This window comes from Methyloversatilis sp. MC4-4 (genome assembly GCF_049843555.1).
Classification (GTDB): domain Bacteria; phylum Pseudomonadota; class Gammaproteobacteria; order Burkholderiales; family Rhodocyclaceae; genus Methyloversatilis; species Methyloversatilis discipulorum_B.
Map to the genome: position 1 here is coordinate 266,096 of NZ_JBBHZK010000003.1, position 15,431 is coordinate 281,526.

At 67.6% G+C, this 15,431-nt stretch carries 18 protein-coding genes; 7 read left to right on the top strand and 11 right to left on the bottom strand.

Annotated elements, in window-relative coordinates; translation table 11 throughout:
* Positions 1–58: 58 nt before the first annotated feature.
* The 3 genes from WDZ97_RS14235 to ubiD all read right to left on the bottom strand — a co-directional run bounded on the left by WDZ97_RS14235 (position 59) and on the right by ubiD (position 3,539).
* Positions 59–1,090 carry an HAF repeat-containing protein gene (locus WDZ97_RS14235; protein WP_425763179.1) on the bottom strand — a complete coding sequence of 344 codons (1,032 nt, stop codon included), beginning with the start codon at positions 1,088–1,090 and terminating at the stop codon, positions 59–61.
* Positions 1,091–1,215: 125 nt separating this feature from the next.
* On the bottom strand, positions 1,216–1,968 hold the full coding sequence (locus tag WDZ97_RS14240; protein ID WP_425763180.1) for a competence/damage-inducible protein A: 753 nt from the start codon (positions 1,966–1,968) through the stop codon (positions 1,216–1,218).
* Positions 1,969–2,045: 77 nt separating this feature from the next.
* Positions 2,046–3,539 (bottom strand): 4-hydroxy-3-polyprenylbenzoate decarboxylase, encoded by a 1,494-nt coding sequence (gene ubiD / locus WDZ97_RS14245; RefSeq protein WP_425763181.1) that lies wholly within the window; start codon positions 3,537–3,539, stop codon positions 2,046–2,048.
* 168 nt (positions 3,540–3,707) lie between these two features.
* Between ubiD and WDZ97_RS14250 the strand changes: the two genes are divergently transcribed.
* The 3 genes from WDZ97_RS14250 to WDZ97_RS14260 all read left to right on the top strand — a co-directional run bounded on the left by WDZ97_RS14250 (position 3,708) and on the right by WDZ97_RS14260 (position 5,957).
* Complete coding sequence (locus tag WDZ97_RS14250; RefSeq protein ID WP_425763182.1) at positions 3,708–4,637, top strand: histone deacetylase family protein; 930 nt, start codon at positions 3,708–3,710, stop codon at positions 4,635–4,637.
* A gap of 101 nt (positions 4,638–4,738) precedes the next feature.
* The gene (locus WDZ97_RS14255; RefSeq protein ID WP_425763183.1) at positions 4,739–5,407 is read left to right on the top strand and encodes a hypothetical protein; all 669 of its coding nucleotides are present in this window, start codon (positions 4,739–4,741) and stop codon (positions 5,405–5,407) included.
* Position 5,408: 1 nt separating this feature from the next.
* The gene (locus tag WDZ97_RS14260; RefSeq protein WP_304000449.1) at positions 5,409–5,957 is read left to right on the top strand and encodes a FlgO family outer membrane protein; all 549 of its coding nucleotides are present in this window, start codon (positions 5,409–5,411) and stop codon (positions 5,955–5,957) included.
* Between the two features lie 22 nt (positions 5,958–5,979).
* Here WDZ97_RS14260 and WDZ97_RS14265 read toward each other — a convergent pair whose 3' ends face one another.
* From WDZ97_RS14265 to WDZ97_RS14280, 4 genes are read right to left on the bottom strand one after another with little or no spacing between them, the layout of a single operon-like run.
* Positions 5,980–6,894 carry a serine aminopeptidase domain-containing protein gene (locus tag WDZ97_RS14265; protein WP_425763184.1) on the bottom strand — a complete coding sequence of 305 codons (915 nt, stop codon included), beginning with the start codon at positions 6,892–6,894 and terminating at the stop codon, positions 5,980–5,982.
* Positions 6,891–7,391 (bottom strand): DinB family protein, encoded by a 501-nt coding sequence (locus tag WDZ97_RS14270; protein ID WP_425763185.1) that lies wholly within the window; start codon positions 7,389–7,391, stop codon positions 6,891–6,893. Before WDZ97_RS14270 ends, WDZ97_RS14265 begins: the two co-directional genes overlap by 4 nt.
* A 13-nt stretch (positions 7,392–7,404) precedes the next feature.
* Positions 7,405–7,602: a DUF1127 domain-containing protein gene (locus WDZ97_RS14275; protein ID WP_304000452.1), complete on the bottom strand. Its 198-nt coding sequence runs from the start codon at positions 7,600–7,602 to the stop codon at positions 7,405–7,407.
* On the bottom strand, positions 7,577–7,972 hold the full coding sequence (locus WDZ97_RS14280) for a tautomerase family protein (RefSeq protein ID WP_304000453.1): 396 nt from the start codon (positions 7,970–7,972) through the stop codon (positions 7,577–7,579). The genes WDZ97_RS14275 and WDZ97_RS14280 overlap by 26 nt, the downstream gene beginning before the upstream one ends.
* A gap of 193 nt (positions 7,973–8,165) precedes the next feature.
* On the opposite strand from WDZ97_RS14280, the gene WDZ97_RS14285 reads away from it, so the two are divergent.
* From WDZ97_RS14285 to WDZ97_RS14300, 4 genes are all read left to right on the top strand, one after another.
* Complete coding sequence (locus WDZ97_RS14285) at positions 8,166–9,569, top strand: PLP-dependent aminotransferase family protein (RefSeq protein ID WP_425763186.1); 1,404 nt, start codon at positions 8,166–8,168, stop codon at positions 9,567–9,569.
* 128 nt (positions 9,570–9,697) lie between these two features.
* Positions 9,698–10,261 (top strand): PEP-CTERM sorting domain-containing protein, encoded by a 564-nt coding sequence (locus WDZ97_RS14290; protein ID WP_425763187.1) that lies wholly within the window; start codon positions 9,698–9,700, stop codon positions 10,259–10,261.
* A 39-nt stretch (positions 10,262–10,300) separates the two neighbouring features.
* A complete protein-coding gene (locus tag WDZ97_RS14295; RefSeq protein WP_425763188.1) occupies positions 10,301–11,797 on the top strand; it encodes a PhoX family protein in 1,497 nt (498 codons plus the stop codon).
* Positions 11,798–11,868: 71 nt separating this feature from the next.
* The gene (locus WDZ97_RS14300; protein ID WP_425763189.1) at positions 11,869–12,582 is read left to right on the top strand and encodes a DNRLRE domain-containing protein; all 714 of its coding nucleotides are present in this window, start codon (positions 11,869–11,871) and stop codon (positions 12,580–12,582) included.
* Positions 12,583–12,635: 53 nt separating this feature from the next.
* Here WDZ97_RS14300 and WDZ97_RS14305 read toward each other — a convergent pair whose 3' ends face one another.
* The 4 genes from WDZ97_RS14305 to WDZ97_RS14320 form a co-directional block, all read right to left on the bottom strand.
* Complete coding sequence (locus WDZ97_RS14305) at positions 12,636–13,517, bottom strand: alpha/beta hydrolase (RefSeq protein WP_425763190.1); 882 nt, start codon at positions 13,515–13,517, stop codon at positions 12,636–12,638.
* A gap of 76 nt (positions 13,518–13,593) precedes the next feature.
* Positions 13,594–14,457, bottom strand: coding sequence for a 4-hydroxybenzoate octaprenyltransferase (gene ubiA, locus WDZ97_RS14310; protein WP_304005321.1), 864 nt, complete (start codon positions 14,455–14,457; stop codon positions 13,594–13,596).
* On the bottom strand, positions 14,454–14,996 hold the full coding sequence (locus WDZ97_RS14315) for a chorismate--pyruvate lyase family protein (protein WP_425763192.1): 543 nt from the start codon (positions 14,994–14,996) through the stop codon (positions 14,454–14,456). Before WDZ97_RS14315 ends, ubiA begins: the two co-directional genes overlap by 4 nt.
* Before the next feature lie 62 nt (positions 14,997–15,058).
* Positions 15,059–15,406 carry a hypothetical protein gene (locus WDZ97_RS14320; protein WP_019916823.1) on the bottom strand — a complete coding sequence of 116 codons (348 nt, stop codon included), beginning with the start codon at positions 15,404–15,406 and terminating at the stop codon, positions 15,059–15,061.
* Positions 15,407–15,431 lie beyond the last annotated feature (25 nt).

A 15,431-nucleotide genomic window follows, 5' to 3' on the forward strand; every position in this document is an offset into this window, starting at 1 on the left:
TCTGAAAAGAGCCCCGCCTTGTGCGGGGCTCTTTTCGTTTACACGACTGCAGCGGGTTTCAGTCCGGAGTCATCACGAAACCACTCACGTCGCCCGCCACATTGACGCCGTAGCCCGCGATCTGACCTCTGTCGTTGATCGCTCGCGCCAGCGCCAGGCGACGCCAGCCCGCCCGCCGTACCTCCGGCAGGTCCTCGAGCACCGTCAGCCTCTCCGTGCCGAGGTCAAAGAGCACCGCGCGCCCGCCCTGTACGCCGACCACCTGCCCGCGATTGTTGATGTCGTAGGGCTCGAACGGAATCTCGATCGTCGTGCCCTGCACCTCTCCTGGTCCGGCCGGCGTCCACACGAAACCCCGTCCGTCGAAAACGCCGACGACCTGTCGCTGGTCGTTGATGCCGCGTGCCTCGCCGCTCGTGCTGGCCGGCGCCGACAACTCTCCGACCGGATGCGCACGTCCGGTCGCCGGATTCCATAACCAGGGCGGATGTGGCGTGACGTACGCATGGCCGGCAATCCAGCCCAGCGGTCCGATGGCGCGCGCCACGCCCGAGCCGCCGAGATCGGACGGCAAAGGCGTGATGCTGCGTACGGGCTGCGAACTGTCGTACCGCCAGGTGAAAGCAATGTCGACCACGAATGAACGACCCACCTCTTCCCGGAAACCACCGACAACGTCGCCGGCCTGATTCACCGCGAGCAGTTCGCTGCTGAGCACGTGCCGGCCAGGGAACTGGACAGCCTCGACCTCGCCGCCGGACCACACGGCTGCGATCTTCCGGCCGCCGCCGCTCGTCTGGCAGTGTCCGACGACGAGACCCGTGTCATTGATGCCGGCGGCAGTGCATGCGGCGGTGCCCGCAGGCCGCGGCAGCGGCGTCAGACCGACTCCCCGCCGCCAGACGAAAGCGCGATTGCCGTCCGCGTCGCTGCCGTACCCGACCACATCACCGCCTTCGTTGATGGCGTAGGCCTCGCTGACGTGCGGCCCACCGGGCAGGTCACCGAGGTCGTCGATCTGCCAGCACCCGGCCAGCGCAGCTGCAAGCGTGAGCACTACACAGGCACGCGCCGCCGACACGCGATTCATCGAACACTCTCCACACGAAAATTCCGCGCGAATAGTGAATCGTCGTATCGACGATGTCGATCGGATCTGCTCCCCGGCCGTGACAGGCGTCTTGATCAGGGGTCCGACAGCCCGCCTGGCGCCGGTCAGAGCGGGTCTGCGTCGACCTCCAGGCCGCGCTGGATCACCTCGGCACGCATGGCTGCCAGCGCCGGGGCGACCTTGTCCGGATCGCCCTTGGCGCCCAGTTCGATGTGCGGCCGCGCCCGTTTCGCGTTGCCGAAGCTGGGCAGGCTGAACACGGTGACACCATAGTCGCGCTCGATCGCCTGCATCAGGTCAAGCAGCCGGCTCTCGTGCGCGTCGAACACGAAGAAGGACGCCTCCGTCCAGTTGCGGGTGTGATGCAGGTGCCGGTACTTTGTGTCGAGGACCCATTGCATCATCGGCCAGGCCATTTCCGGAAAGCCCGGCACGAAGTGATGATCGCCACAGCTGAAGCCGGGAATACGGTTGAACGGATTGGGAATGATGTCGCAGCCCGCCGGAAACTCGCCGAGACGCAGACGATTTTCGGTTACCTCGGCGCCGAAGCGTGCGCGGATCTCGACCTCGGCCGCCGGATGCAGCACGCAGTCGACACCAAGCGCCGCCGCCGCCGACTGCCTCGTGTGGTCGTCCGGCGTGACACCGATGCCGCCACAGGAGAACACGATGTCGGTCGTCGCCATCGAACGACGGAAAGCGTCGATCAGACGCGGCCGTTCGTCGCCCAGATAGCTCACCCAGGACAGCTGCAGGCCGCGCTCGGCGAGCAGTTCGCGCACTTTGGCGAAGTGTCCGTCCTGACGACGGCCGGACAGGATTTCATCGCCGATGATGTAGAGGCCGATGGCCATGATCGAAACTCCTGTTCAGCGCGAAGGGCGCTGAATATCGTGATAAATAAGACCGACTCGTGATCAAAGCGCGTGCGTCAAAGTCCGAGCTCGGACCACATCGCATCGACGCGCTTCTTCACGTCGGCATCCATCTCTATCGTGCGTCCCCACTCGCGGCTGGTTTCGCCCGGCCACTTGTTGGTCGCATCCAGCCCCATCTTCGACCCGAGGCCGGCGACCGGGCTGGCGAAATCGAGGTAGTCGATCGGCGTGTTGTCGACGATGACGGTATCGCGCCTCGCGTCCATGCGCGTGGTCATCGCCCAGATCACTTCCTGCCAGCTGCGGATGTCGATGTCCTCGTCCACGACGATGATGGTCTTCGTGTACATGAACTGCCGCAGGAAACTCCATACGCCGAACATGACCCGCTTGGCGTGCCCCGGGTACTGCTTGCGCATCGACACCACCGCCAGCCGGTAGGAGCAGCCCTCGGGCGGCAGGTAGAAGTCGGTGATTTCCGGAAACTGCTTCTGCAGCAGCGGCACGAACACCTCGTTCAGCGCCACGCCCAGCATGGCGGGTTCGTCCGGCGGCTTGCCGGTATAGGTCGAGTGGTAGATCGGATTGCGGCGCAGGGTCATGCGCGTGATCGTGAACACCGGAAACTCGGCCACTTCGTTGTAGTAACCGGTGTGGTCTCCGAACGGCCCTTCTGGCGCGTGCTCATAGCCGGATGGGTGGTTCGCATCCGGCCGCAGTTCGCCTTCGAGCACGATTTCGGCGCTGGCCGGCACGTCGAGATCGTTGCCGATGCACTTCACCAGTTCGGTGCGGCTGCCACGCAGCAGGCCGGCGAACTGGTACTCGGACAGCGTGTCCGGCACCGGCGTCACCGCGCCCAGTATCGTCGCCGGATCACAGCCCAGCACCACCGAAACCGGGAAGGCCGTACCCGGAAACCTGCGCGCGTGGTCGCGGAAATCGAGCGCACCGCCGCGGTGGGCCAGCCAGCGCATGATCACCTTGTCCTGCGCGATCACCTGCTGGCGATAGATGCCGAGGTTCTGCCGCTTCTTGTCCGGTCCGCGCGTCACCACCAGCCCCCAGGTGATCAACGGTGCCGCATCACCCGGCCAGCAGTGCTGTACCGGCAGGCGCGACAGATCGACCTGACTGCCTTCCCACACGACGTCCTGACACGGTGCCGACGACACCTTCTTCGGTGCCATCGAAAACACCTGCTTCAGCATCGGCAGCTTGTCCCAGGCATCCTTCAGGCCCTTGGGCGGCTCCGGCTCCTTCAGCATGGACAGCGTGCGGCCGATGTCGCGCAGCGCTTCCGCCCATCTGTCGCCGCTGACGCCCATGCCGAGTGCCACGCGTCCCGGCGTACCGAACAGGTTGCCGAGCACAGGCATCGTGTGACCCGTCGGCTGCTCGAACAGCACCGCCGGCCCCTGCGCGCGCAGAACGCGGTCGCAGATCTCGGTCATTTCCAGGTGCGGCGACACCGGGCGCGCGACGCGCTTCAGTTCGCCCATCCGTTCGAGCTGCGCGATGAAGTCGCGCAAATCCGTGTATTTCATGTCGTGTTACGGCTCCAGTACTTCGCGCCTTGCTGAGTCCTGCGCAGTGCGCGGCCGATGGTAAGCGATAGTGAAGACCGCCGCACTCCGCACGCGGCTACGGACCGCGCGGCACAGCAGGCGTTCCGATACAGCTGTCGCAACCGCGGCCGGCAGTCGGCTGTCAGAATGCGCGACCGTCCCACCCACCTGCACGACATGCTTGCCTGGTACGCCGACCACTTCGTCCTGCCGCTGCCCGAAACCCATCGCTTTCCGATGGACAAGTACCGCCGGCTGCGCGAGCGCGTCGCGGCAGAACTGCCGGGCGTCACGCTGAGCGAGCCGCCGGCCGCAACCGACGCCGAACTGTGCCGCGCCCACGACGCCAGCTACGTCGATCGCGCCAGCCGCGGCGAACTGAGCGTGAACGAAATCCGCATGATCGGCTTTCCGTGGTCGGCGCAGATGATAGAGCGCTCGCGCCGCTCCGCCGGCGCCACCATGGCCGCCTGTCGCAGCGCGCTGCGCGACGGCGTGTCGGTCAATCTGGCCGGCGGCACCCACCACGCCAAGCGCGCCAGCGGCGCCGGCTATTGCGTGTTCAACGACTCGGCGGTGGCCGCCCGCATGCTGCAGGCCGAGTGCGGCATCGAACGCGTGGCGATCATCGACCTCGACGTGCACCAGGGTGACGGCACCGCTGAAATACTCGGGCGCGCCGACGACGTGTTCACGCTGTCGCTGCACGGCGATCGCAACTTCCCCTTCCGCAAGGAACGCAGCCATCTCGACGTCGCACTGCCCGACGGCTGCGGCGACGACGCCTACCTCGCCGCACTCGACGACGCGCTGACACGGATGAGCGCGCGCTTCGATCCACAGTTCATCCTTTTCCTCGCCGGCGCAGATCCGTTCGAGGGCGACCGCCTCGGCCGGCTCAAGCTCACCAAGCCGGGCCTGGCCGCACGCGACGCACGGGTATTCGACTACTGCCGTAGGCACGACCTGCCGCTGGCGGTGGCGATGGCCGGCGGCTACGCCGAGGACATCGCCGACATCGTCGATATCCACTTCGCCACCGTCGCCGCCGCGCTACGCCACGCCACGACGCGCTGACGTAGCGGTTGACGCAAGCCTGCCGTGTTCTGGTAGATTCCGCCCCGTATATGCGTTATGCATATTCGTGGATTCCACCAACCGGGAGGTCAGACCGTCCGATGAACACCCGACACCTGGGCACAGCCCTCGCCCTTGGCGCATTGCTCGGCGGCTGCGCCGCGTCGCACAGCGAAACGCCGCTCGCCACCAATTTCCCGACCACGAAGCAGCCCAAGGTGCAGGCGGCCGGCCACTGGTCGGTCATCGCCCGTGATGTCGCGGCGCAGATCGCGCGCGACCTGAAGGACGAACGCCCGCTGTTCGTACGCGAGAGCAGCGCGCGCACCCACTTCAATCTCGCCTTCGAGAAGCAGCTCATTTCGGCATTGATCGAACAGGGGCGCACCGTCAATCGCACGCCGCAGGGCGCGCTGGTGCTCGAGTTCGATACCCGCACGCTGCGCTTCTCGGCCGATCGCCCGCAGTACAGACACAGCGGCACGGCAACCATGCTGGCGGCCGGACTGTGGGGGCTTGCCGTGGCTGACGCCAGTGCGGCGGGCGTGGCGACCGCAGGCGTCGCCGGCGCCGACGCCTACGGCTGGTTCCGCTCCGAGTTCGCGTCCGGTGCGACGCCGCAGACGGAAATCATCGTCACTGCGCAGGTCAGCGACGAGCAGCGCTTCCTCGCCCACCGCACGCATGTCTATTACGTCGCCGACGGCGACCGCGCGCTGTACGACGCAGGCAGCGGCACGCACACCATCCGCCTGAATGGAGATCAGTGAGATGCGTTCCTCTGTCCTCGCGCTGCTGTGTGCCGGCCTGCTGCCGCTGGCCGCCTGCACGTCCTCGGCCAAGCCCGATCCCACCTACGAACAGGCGGCCAGCGACCGCTTCGTGCCGGCCAACTACAAGGCGGCCGATGCGCTGCTCGGGCAGATCGACAATTCGATCGGCAGCGGCAACCCGCTCATCATCGCCACCGTGGTGAACATCGATGCGCTGGACCAGTCATCCACGCTCGGCCGGCTGGTGTCGGAGCACGTATCGTCGCGCTTCTCGCGCGCCGGCTACCACATGGTGGAGATGAAGTTCCGCAACAACGTGTATGTGCGCCAGCACCAGGGCGAAATGATGCTCACCCGGGAGATCAAGGATCTCGCCCGCTCGCACCAGGCGCGCGCCGTCATTGTCGGCACCTATGGCGCCGCGGAAGACATGGTGTTCATCAATCTGAAGGTGATCGACCCGGCCACCAATGTCGCGCTGGCCGCGCACGACTACGTATTGCCGCGTGACGCCGCGATGAAGTCGCTGCTGCGCAGCACGCGCTGACGGCAGTTGCCGTCGCAAGGGTTCAGCCCGTGCGGCGGCTGCGCAGCCATTTGAGACCGAGCGGCCACAGCGTGCGCTGCATGTCGGAGTGGAAGGGCGCAAAGTGGCCGATACGGTTCAGGCCGAAGCGGGCCGGCAGGAACTGCACCTGGCGCGTACGCGCCTGCGTGAACCAGCCGAGCAGCCGTTCCATCGCCGCCGGCGTCGCGTAGGGGTCGTCGGCCGAGGCGCAGGCCAGCACTTCGCCGCGGTAGCCCGCAAAGGCGGCGCGGGCCGCGTCGCCGTCCGGGGTGCCGCCGGCGCCGGGCAGCCAGCGGTAAAGCCGGTCGAAATCCGGCCACAGCCGCAGCCCCCATTCGAGCGCTACACCACGGGGCAGGTCCTCCAGCCAGCCCAGACGCTTGCCCGGGAAATAGCCCATCACCAGTGCGAGCGCCGGCATCAGCAGATGCCAGCGCAACAGGTAGCCGACACGCTGGCGCGGCGCGTAGTCCGGCCAGTAGGCGTATTGCGAGCCGACCAGCAGCAGTCGGGCGAGCCGCGCATTCGACGGCGCCGACCCGAGGCAGAAGCCCCCGATGCTGTGGCCGACGCCGACCAGCGTGCGCCCGGGGAAGCGGGCGGCCAGCGTACGGATCGCCGCGTCGGTGTCGAGCGCGCCCCAGTCGTGCTTGGTTGCACGCAGTCCGCGCAGGCTGCCGTAACGGCTGTCGCCGATGCCGCGATAGTCGAAGGTCATGGCCGGCAGCCCATGTGCGGACAGCCAGGCGGCGAAGCGTCCGTAGTAGCGCGCCGCCACTCCGGTGGCGCAGCAGATGATGACCGCCGGCCGCCTGCCGTCATCCAGTAGCGGTCGCCACAGGCGACCACGCAGCCGGTAGCCGTCGGCCGCGGCGAACTCGATGTCCTCCGGCGCGCGCGGCTCGTGTCCGATCACAGTCCGCTCAGGCGCAGGAAGTAGACGAGGTCCATCTCCGGCGCCGGCTGGCCCAGGCGCGTGGCGACCGCCGACATCTGGCCGCGGTGGTGGGTCGCGTGATTGAACACATGCAGCAGCGTGCCGGCCCACGGCGCGTCACAGGGCTGAGCGGCCATGCTGGCGTAGCGCAGCCGGCTCGCGAAGGTGGCTTCGTCGGCCCGTTCGACCAGTTCGATCCAGCGCTCGGCCTGCGCACGCACCCGTTGCCGCAGCGTCGCGCGATCGGACTCGACTTCGTCGGCGAGCGAAGCGGCCGCATGCGGCTGGCCGGTGAAGCGGCCGTACCAGATCAGGTCGGCCAGCAGCAGGTGATTCAGCGTGCCGTGCAGGCTCTTGAAGAACAGCCCGTGGTCGGCACGCCAGTCGGCGTCGCTGACAGCCTCGAGCGACGCGAACAGGCGGTCGAAGGCCCAGCCGTGGTAACGGGCCATGGTGAGGCTGTGCGCCTTGATCATTTCAGGTCCTGAATCAATGCAGGCGTTTCGCCTGCGCGCGAAACCCGTCCTCGAAGCGACCTCCGAGCACCGACGGCAGGTCCGAGCGCCCGAGACCGAGGTCGCGCAGTTCGAGATCGTTCATCGCCTGCAATTCTGCACGCGCACGCCGCTGCCGGCGTACCTCGCGCAGCCGGCGGGCCATATCACTGAGCCAGGCGTGCGCGGACATGACGCAACTCCTGTGTTTCGCCGGCATAGCCCCATGAATCCGCCGCCAGGTCGCTGACCACGATGTAGCTGGCCGGATGCAGCGGGCCGACCAGTTCGTCCAGCGACTGCCAGACGGCGGAAAGATAGTTCGCCTTCTCCGGCTTCGTGTTGGTGCCGGCGGTGACGCGGACCTCAAGATGGAAGGCAGTCAGCGCGCCGCCGACCGCCTCCGCGCCGACCGACCAGTGTTCGCTGTGGCCGATGGACAACGCGGTCAGTTCGCGCTTCTTGCCAAGTATCTCGGCCGTCAGATCGGTCACCGCGCGGATCACGGCGAGGCGGGTTTCGGCGTCGAGCGGGCGGGACAGTTGCAGCGTGATCATCGGCATGGCGGGACTCCTTCACGGGATGACCGGATCATGCCGTCGGCAACTGTGATGGTCGATGTACAGGAATCTGTTTTTGGACCGACACAATTGATAGTCACGCGGATCTGTACCGCCAACAGTATGCGCAAACTGTACCGGTCGACAGAAAATGCCGTGCAGTACAGTATCAGCCGCCACCGCGAGAGGACGCCGCATGAACCGCTACGAACAACTCGCCGACCGGCTGCGCTCGGACATCCGCGCCGGTCTTTACCCCCCGGGCCAGCGCCTGCCGTCCGTACGGCGCATCGCGCTGCAGCAGGGCCTGAGTATCGCCACCTGCATTTCCGCCTACCGCAAGCTCGAAGCGCAGGGCTGGCTGGAGGCGCGGCCGCAGTCCGGCTTCTATGCGCGCACGCCCGAGGCGCTGCCGCCACGCGCCTGCCAGACCTGCGACGACGAATCGCCGGGCGAAGTGACGATGTCGGAACGGGTTGCCCAGGTGATGCGCGCGTCGCACCGCGACGACCTGCTGGTGTTCAGCACCGCCATTCCGCACGCCGACTTCCTGCCGGTGAAGGACCTGCGCGCCAGCTTGGGCCGCGCGCTGCGCGCCGACGACGCCGGCAGCGCACGCTACGGAGAATTCATCGGCGAAGAAGCGCTGCGCGTGCAGATCGCCCGCCGCGCGGTCGACTCCGGCTGCCAGATCCACCCCGACGACATCGTCATCACCACTGGCTGCCAGGAAGCGCTCACGCTGGCGCTGCGCGCCACCACGCAGCCGGGCGACGTGGTCGCCATCGAGTCGCCGGCCTTCTTCGGCACCCTGCAGCTGATCGAATCGCTGGGTCTGAAGGCGCTCGAAATCCCGACCGACGCGCAGACCGGTCTGAGCCCGGACGCGCTCGAACTGGCGCTCGAAAAATGGCCGGTCAAGGCCTGCCTCGCCTGCACCAGCTTCAGCAACCCGAGCGGCGCACTGATGCCGGACGCGCACAAGCGGCGCATCGTGCAGATGCTGTCCAGTCGCGGCATCGCGCTGATCGAGGACGACATCTACGGCGAGCTGGCGCACGACGGCGAACGCCCGCGCGTGGCCAAGGCCTGGGACCGCACCGGCCACGTGCTGCTGTGTTCGTCCTTCTCCAAGACACTGGCGCCCGGCCTGCGCATCGGCTGGATTGTCGCCGGGCGCTGGCGGCGCGAGGTCGAGCGCCTCAAGTACGGCAGCACCATGGCGACCGCCCTGCTGCCGCAGCGCGCCCTCGCCGACTACCTCGCCAGCGGCCGGCCGGAGCGTCACATGGCGCGCATCCGCCGGCAGTACGCCGAGCAGATGGAAAGGATGCAGACGGCCATCGCCCGCCACCTCCCGCCAGGCACGCGCTGCACGCGCCCGGCCGGCGGCTTCATCCTGTGGGTGGAACTGCCGGAGCACATCGACGCACTGGCGCTGCAGTCGCGCGCGCTGGCGGCAGGCATCAGCATCGCGCCCGGCCCGCTGTTCTCGCCGCAAGGCAAGTACCGCAACTGCATCCGCCTGATGTGTGCCGTGCGCTGGGACGCGCGCGTCGATACCGCGCTCGCCAGCCTGGGTTCGCTCGCCAGTCGATAGTCCGACCGGACCATGCCCACCGGCCGAACGGCCTACGACCTCCCGCGTCGAACATTAACGGGAGATTAATTGGCGGGACATCGTCGCCCGCCAGACTTTCCGCGTCTCAACCCAGACCGGAGAGTCCCATGTCTACTCGTTCCACCCTTGCAGCCGCCCTGCTGGCCGGCCTGATGTCGGCCGGCGCCCAGGCGGCCGCTCCCGTCATCAGCGGCCAGTTCGGCAGCGGCATCACGGCCGGCACCGTCGCCGCCGAAAGCTATTCCTTCATCGGCGGCGCCGAAAACTGGTCCTTCTGGACCTTCAAGGCCGACTTCATGAGCGAAGTGTCGATCACCGTCACCCCGACGGACCCGACGCTCGACGTCATTTTCGGCATCTGGTATGGCGTCGAGAGCGACACCGCCAACTACTTCGACCTCGGCAGCGCCTCGGCGACCACGATGTTCGTCACCGGCGCCGACGGCACGCCGTCCATGCCCTTCGCAGGTGCCGGTGAAGCGGCCAGCGCGAACTTCTTCAACGACTACGGCAACGGCCTGTTCGTGCTCGCCATCGCCGACTTCAGCGACAACGTCGGCGCCGGCCAGCTCGGCTACACCATCACCGCCACCGTGCCGGAACCCGAAACCTACGCGCTGCTGCTGGCCGGCCTCGGCCTGATCGGCGCCGCCGCCCGCCGTCGCGCCTGACGCACCCGCCCCCTGCATACTGAAAACGGAGAGACAACAATGAACCATCAAGACGACCTGATCGACGTCCTGCGCGACTTCAGCAAGACCGATGCATCCAAGGACATGGATCCGCACTGGACCTACGGCCGCCGCGGCTTCCTGAAGAGCGGTGTTGCTGCCGCCGCCACCGTGGCGATGCCGTTCAGCATCCTCGGTTCGAAGAAGGCGCACGCCGTGCAGCTGCCGTTCAGCCCGGACTACGGCCCGCTCGCCCCGGTCGCCGACGAAGTGACCGGCCTGCCGCTGCTGCAACTGCCGGAAGGCTTCAAGTACTGGTCCTACGGCTGGACCGGCGACGTGATGACCGACGGCATCGCCACTCCGGGCGCGCACGACGGCATGGCCGTGGTCGCCGCCGACGCGAACAAGATCGTGCTGGTGCGCAACCACGAACAGGGCAGCCGCACCGCCGGTTCCTACGCCAACCCGAAGATCACCTATGACCCGCTGTGCAACGGCGGCACGACCAACCTCGTGTTCTCGCCGCGCACCAAGCAGTGGGTCGGCGCCTACGCGTCGATCTCCGGCACCATCCGCAACTGCGCCGGCGGCCCGACCCCGTGGAACTCGTGGATCACCTGTGAAGAAACCTCGGACGGCCCGCACAACGGCGCCTCCAAGCAGCACGGCTACTGCTTCGACGTGCCGGCCACCGGCGTCGCCAAGCCGGTTCCGCTGGTCGACATGGGCTGTTTCAGCCATGAAGCGGTCGCCGTCGATCCGGTCACCGGCATCATCTACGAAACCGAAGACAGCAACCCGAGCGGCTTCTACCGCTTCATCCCGAACGTCATCGGTCGTCCGGAAATGGGCGGCAAGCTGCAGATGATGAAGCTGAAGACGGCCAACAACGCCACCCGCACCATCAACGGTGTCAGCTACGGCTACTACAACACCGGCGTGGCACAGGCTCCGGGCACCACCTTCGACGTCGAGTGGGTGAACATCGACGAGCCGAACAAGCCCTTCATCAGCGGCACCTCCTACGGCGGCGTGGTCGCCCAGGGCATCATGCAGGGTGCGTCGAGCATCGTCCGCGGCGAAGGCGTGTGGTACGGCAACGGCGTGATCTACGTGTGCTCGACCAGCGGCGGTGCCGCCGGCAAGGGCCAGATCTTCGCCTACGATCCGCGTCGCGAAACCTTCACGCTGGTGTACGAATCGTCCGGCGCCGACGTCTGCGACAACCCGGACAACATCGCCTGGAGCCCGCGCGGCAGCCTGATCCTGTGCGAAGACGGCGGCAACTCGGTATCGCGCTGCCACGGTCTGACCACCGACGGCACCGTGTTCCCGTTCATCGCCAACAACGCCGACTTCCGCAGCGGCGCCATCGGCACCTACACCCGTCCGTCCGGCCGTTCCTTCAGCAGCAACTCGATGGGTTCCGAGTTCTGCGGTGCGACCTTCCACAACGAGTGGCTGTTCGTGAACACCCAGTCGCCGGGCATCACCTACGCGATCACCGGCCCGTGGGATAACGGCGCGCTGTAATCGCACGTCTGCAGTCCGCAGTTCCGGGCCGGCGCACCAGCGCCGGCCCTTTCCGATTCGAGAGGCTTCCCATGTTGAGCAAATCCCTGATCGCGGCCGCACTGTTCGCGGCCGCACCGGCGTTCGCCGCGACCTATACCTTCCAGCAGGGCGCTGGCGGCTACGACGGCACGATGGACGTGACGCTGTACAGCAGCGACCCCGATGCAAGCAGCGGCTACGAGCAGGAAGTGAGCATCGACGCGTCGGACAACGGTTCGCCAAACCACGTGCTGCTGCGCTTCGACAATCTGTTCGGCAGCGCCGCCAACCAGATCAAGACCGGCGAAACCGTGGTGTCGGCCACGCTGACGCTGCAGATCACCAGCGCCGGAAGCGGCATCCGCTTCTACGACATGCTGAGCGACTGGAACTCGGCATCGGCCACCTGGAACACGATGGGCGACGGCATCCAGACCGACGGGCTGGAAGCGGCCATGCTGCCCTTCCTGACCATCGGCGCGGACAGCGGCGATGCCAACATCGAATCCGGCACGCTGGTGCTGGACTTCACCGACGCGCTGCGCCGCATGCAGGATGGCGGCGTGCCGGGCTACGGCTGGGCGCTGCTGCCCTTCATGCCGAACGGCACCAATGGCGTCGACTTCTACAGCGCCGAGGGCTTCATGGTCAGCGATCGTCCGCTGCTGACGGTCGAGGTCGCGCCGGTGCCGGAACCCGAAACCTACGCGCTGCTGCTGGCCGGGCTGGGCCTGATCGGTCTGCGCGCCCGTCGCCGCGGCTGAAACGAGCGGGGCTGACGTAGAGAGAACGCGGGGCTCACGGGCCCCGCGTTTTTCTATTTCAGCGCACCGACGTCGCGCAGGAAGGCATCGACCTGCCGCGTGTAGTCGCCGGGCAGGCCCAGCTGTTCGTTGATGTCGCCGTGCGACAGATCGAGCGGCAGCTCGTCGATGCGGCCGCTGGTTTCGCGCACCCGCTGGGCGAACACCTTCACCTGGTCGCAGGCCTGGCGGCGCCGGCTTGAGCACACCGCCAGCCACGGCGCGGTCGGCGCGGCGAGCTGGTGCAGCGGCGAGGTCGCGCGCCAGAAGGCGGGGTCCTTGCCGAAAGCGTCGTCGAACAGGCCGGCATGGCGTTCCTTCATCAGGCGTTCGACGTCGAGCGCACCGCTGTCGAGCAGCACGCTGCCCAGCCATCGCAGATCGCCACGTGGCGAGGCGGCCAGTAAGGCCACCAGATGCGCACCGGCCGAATGCCCCATCAGCACGAAGCGCGACGGATCGCCGCCCCAGGTCGGCGCCAGAGACTGCGCCTTTGCCAGCGCGGCAGCCACGTCGTCGCGCTGTGTCAGCACGTCGGCGTCGGGCAGCATGCGGTAATTGACCGACACGACGATGACGCCGGCCGGCAGCCAGTGCGCCAGCTTGTTGCCGATCAGCCGGCCGTGCGCCTTGTCGCCGCGACGCCAGCCACCGCCGTGCACGAGGAAGAGCACCGGCGCGTCGCGGGCGCCGTCGGGAATGTAGACGTCCATGCGCTGGTCGGCATGCTCGCCGTAGGCGATATTGCGTTGCGCGCGGCTGCCGGCGGGCAGGCGGACCTCGGCTCCGCTGTCGGCGCGCCGCTCCGCCAAACGCTCGCGCAGCGGCCCCGCCTGCGCGTCGAAGATGCACAGCAGTGCGGCCGCAGCAAGACCCACGGCGCTCATCCTCTTCATGTCGCTCTCCTGTTGCCGGGCCGGACGCGCCCCGTCCAGGTAGACGCGGGTCGGCGGCCCGCCTTACGCCGCCGCGTCAACGCAAGGCGTAGTCGGCGACGATGCCGGCGAACACCGCGGCGCCCAGCCAGTTGTTGTGCAGGAAGGCGCGGAAGCAGCGCGCGCGGTCGCGGTCGCGGATCAGCGTCCAGTGATAGACGGCGATGCCGGCCGCAATCGCCAGCCCGACGTAGTAGGGCCCGCGCAGCCCTTCGAGCCGGCCGTAGAGCGCCAGCAGCGCCAGCGTGATCGCATAGCAGGCCATCACCGCAGCGACGTCGAAACGGCCAAAGGTGATGGCCGAGGTGCGGATGCCGATCTTCAGATCGTCCTCGCGATCGACCATCGCGTACTCGGTGTCGTAGGCGACCGCCCAGAACACATTCGCCGCCAGCAGCAGCCAGGCTTCCATCGGCACCGTGTACAGCTGCGCCGCATAGGCCATCGGGATACCAAAGCCGAAAGCAATGCCGAGATAGGCCTGCGGAATGGCGAAGAAGCGCTTGGTGAAGGGGTAGCTGGCGGCCAGGAAGAGCGCGGCGAAGGACAGCAGGATGACCAGCCGGTGCAGCGGCAGGATGAGGATGAAGGCGAACAGCGCCAGCCCGGCCGCCAGCAGCAGCGCCTCGCGCGTGCCGACCTCGCCAGTGGCCAGCGGGCGGTTCTTCGTGCGCTCGACGTGACCGTCGAAATTGCGGTCGGCATAGTCGTTGATGACGCAGCCGGCGCTGCGCATCAGCACCGTGCCGAGCATGAATATCCAGACGATGAAGGCGGACGGTTTGCCGCCGCCGGACACCCACAGTGCCCACAGTGTGGGCCAGGCGAGCAGCAGGATGCCGATCGGCTTGTCCAGCCGCATCAGGCGTTCCCAGGCATTCAGGCGTGCAAGCAGGTTCATGGCGCGAGTTCCAAAATGGCCGGCAGGAAAACTTCGGTCACCAGCAGCGGCCGGCCCCTGCGTACGAACAGCGAACGGCGCGCCCACAGCGGGCCGCTCACCGCGATGCCTTCGGCCAGCACACGCCGGTACAGCGGGTGGCGGGCGTCGAGCCGTCGCGCGGCCAACGGCGAGCGGGCGATGCGCGCATCGGCGAACAGCAGCGCGCCGAGCGGCCGCGTGCCGACGCCGGCGAACATGTGCCAGACGCCGCGCACATCACGCATGTTGACCACGCTGTGCGCGAACACCACTGGCACGCCGTCGGCGTGCAGCAGCACCTCGCGCGACAGCGCCGGCGCCCGGCCGCTGCCGAGCAGACAGGCCTCGTCGGCCGCCAGCGCGGCGCGACCGGTGCGCAGCGGCTGCACCGCGAAGTGCCGGCAGCGCGCCCTGATGCGTGAGGTCAGCGAATGAGGATCGGTCAGCCAGCCGCGCAGTGCCGCCGGCATGAATAGCGCCGGCGAACGCCACGCGTCGCCGGCTCGATGAAAGGACATTTATTGCGACGCAGTCTTCGGGCCCGGCCTGCATGATAGCCGCGGCAGGCTGCGCCGGCGCGTCAGGCGATCTGCAGCGGACCGTGGTCGTCGCAGTGATCGCCGTGCGGATGGTGCAGATGACCGTCGACCAGGTAATCGACGTGGTCGCCGTGCGGCACCGCTTCGTGGCCGCAGCCGGGCCCATGCACATGACCGGCGCCATGGCCGGCACAGTGATGCTGCGGTGTGCAGCCGTCCGGGTTGGCGGCGCTGACGGCGATCACGTGCTCGTCGACATGGTCGCCATGCACGTGATGCAGATGGCCGTCATGCAGGAAATCGACATGGCCTTCGTGGCGCACCGCGGTATGACCGCATTGCGGGCCGTGCTGGTGGTCGTGATGGGCGTGCTGCGTGCAACGGGTCATCGGCGCTCTCCGGTCGGTGGGTGCA

What these genes read in the sequence shown, in the direction of transcription:
- WDZ97_RS14235 (WP_425763179.1), bottom strand. Translation starts at nt 1,090, where the DNA reads ATGAATCGCGTGTCGGCGGCGCGTGCCTGTGTAGTGCTCACGCTTGCA.
- WDZ97_RS14240 (WP_425763180.1), bottom strand. Translation starts at nt 1,968, where the DNA reads ATGGCCATCGGCCTCTACATCATCGGCGATGAAATCCTGTCCGGCCGT.
- ubiD (WP_425763181.1), bottom strand. Translation starts at nt 3,539, where the DNA reads ATGAAATACACGGATTTGCGCGACTTCATCGCGCAGCTCGAACGGATG.
- WDZ97_RS14250 (WP_425763182.1), top strand. Translation starts at nt 3,708, where the DNA reads ATGCGCGACCGTCCCACCCACCTGCACGACATGCTTGCCTGGTACGCC.
- WDZ97_RS14255 (WP_425763183.1), top strand. Translation starts at nt 4,739, where the DNA reads ATGAACACCCGACACCTGGGCACAGCCCTCGCCCTTGGCGCATTGCTC.
- WDZ97_RS14260 (WP_304000449.1), top strand. Translation starts at nt 5,409, where the DNA reads ATGCGTTCCTCTGTCCTCGCGCTGCTGTGTGCCGGCCTGCTGCCGCTG.
- WDZ97_RS14270 (WP_425763185.1), bottom strand. Translation starts at nt 7,391, where the DNA reads ATGATCAAGGCGCACAGCCTCACCATGGCCCGTTACCACGGCTGGGCC.
- WDZ97_RS14275 (WP_304000452.1), bottom strand. Translation starts at nt 7,602, where the DNA reads ATGTCCGCGCACGCCTGGCTCAGTGATATGGCCCGCCGGCTGCGCGAG.
- WDZ97_RS14280 (WP_304000453.1), bottom strand. Translation starts at nt 7,972, where the DNA reads ATGCCGATGATCACGCTGCAACTGTCCCGCCCGCTCGACGCCGAAACC.
- WDZ97_RS14285 (WP_425763186.1), top strand. Translation starts at nt 8,166, where the DNA reads ATGAACCGCTACGAACAACTCGCCGACCGGCTGCGCTCGGACATCCGC.
- WDZ97_RS14290 (WP_425763187.1), top strand. Translation starts at nt 9,698, where the DNA reads ATGTCTACTCGTTCCACCCTTGCAGCCGCCCTGCTGGCCGGCCTGATG.
- WDZ97_RS14295 (WP_425763188.1), top strand. Translation starts at nt 10,301, where the DNA reads ATGAACCATCAAGACGACCTGATCGACGTCCTGCGCGACTTCAGCAAG.
- WDZ97_RS14300 (WP_425763189.1), top strand. Translation starts at nt 11,869, where the DNA reads ATGTTGAGCAAATCCCTGATCGCGGCCGCACTGTTCGCGGCCGCACCG.
- WDZ97_RS14305 (WP_425763190.1), bottom strand. Translation starts at nt 13,517, where the DNA reads ATGAAGAGGATGAGCGCCGTGGGTCTTGCTGCGGCCGCACTGCTGTGC.
- ubiA (WP_304005321.1), bottom strand. Translation starts at nt 14,457, where the DNA reads ATGAACCTGCTTGCACGCCTGAATGCCTGGGAACGCCTGATGCGGCTG.
- WDZ97_RS14315 (WP_425763192.1), bottom strand. Translation starts at nt 14,996, where the DNA reads ATGTCCTTTCATCGAGCCGGCGACGCGTGGCGTTCGCCGGCGCTATTC.
- WDZ97_RS14320 (WP_019916823.1), bottom strand. Translation starts at nt 15,406, where the DNA reads ATGACCCGTTGCACGCAGCACGCCCATCACGACCACCAGCACGGCCCG.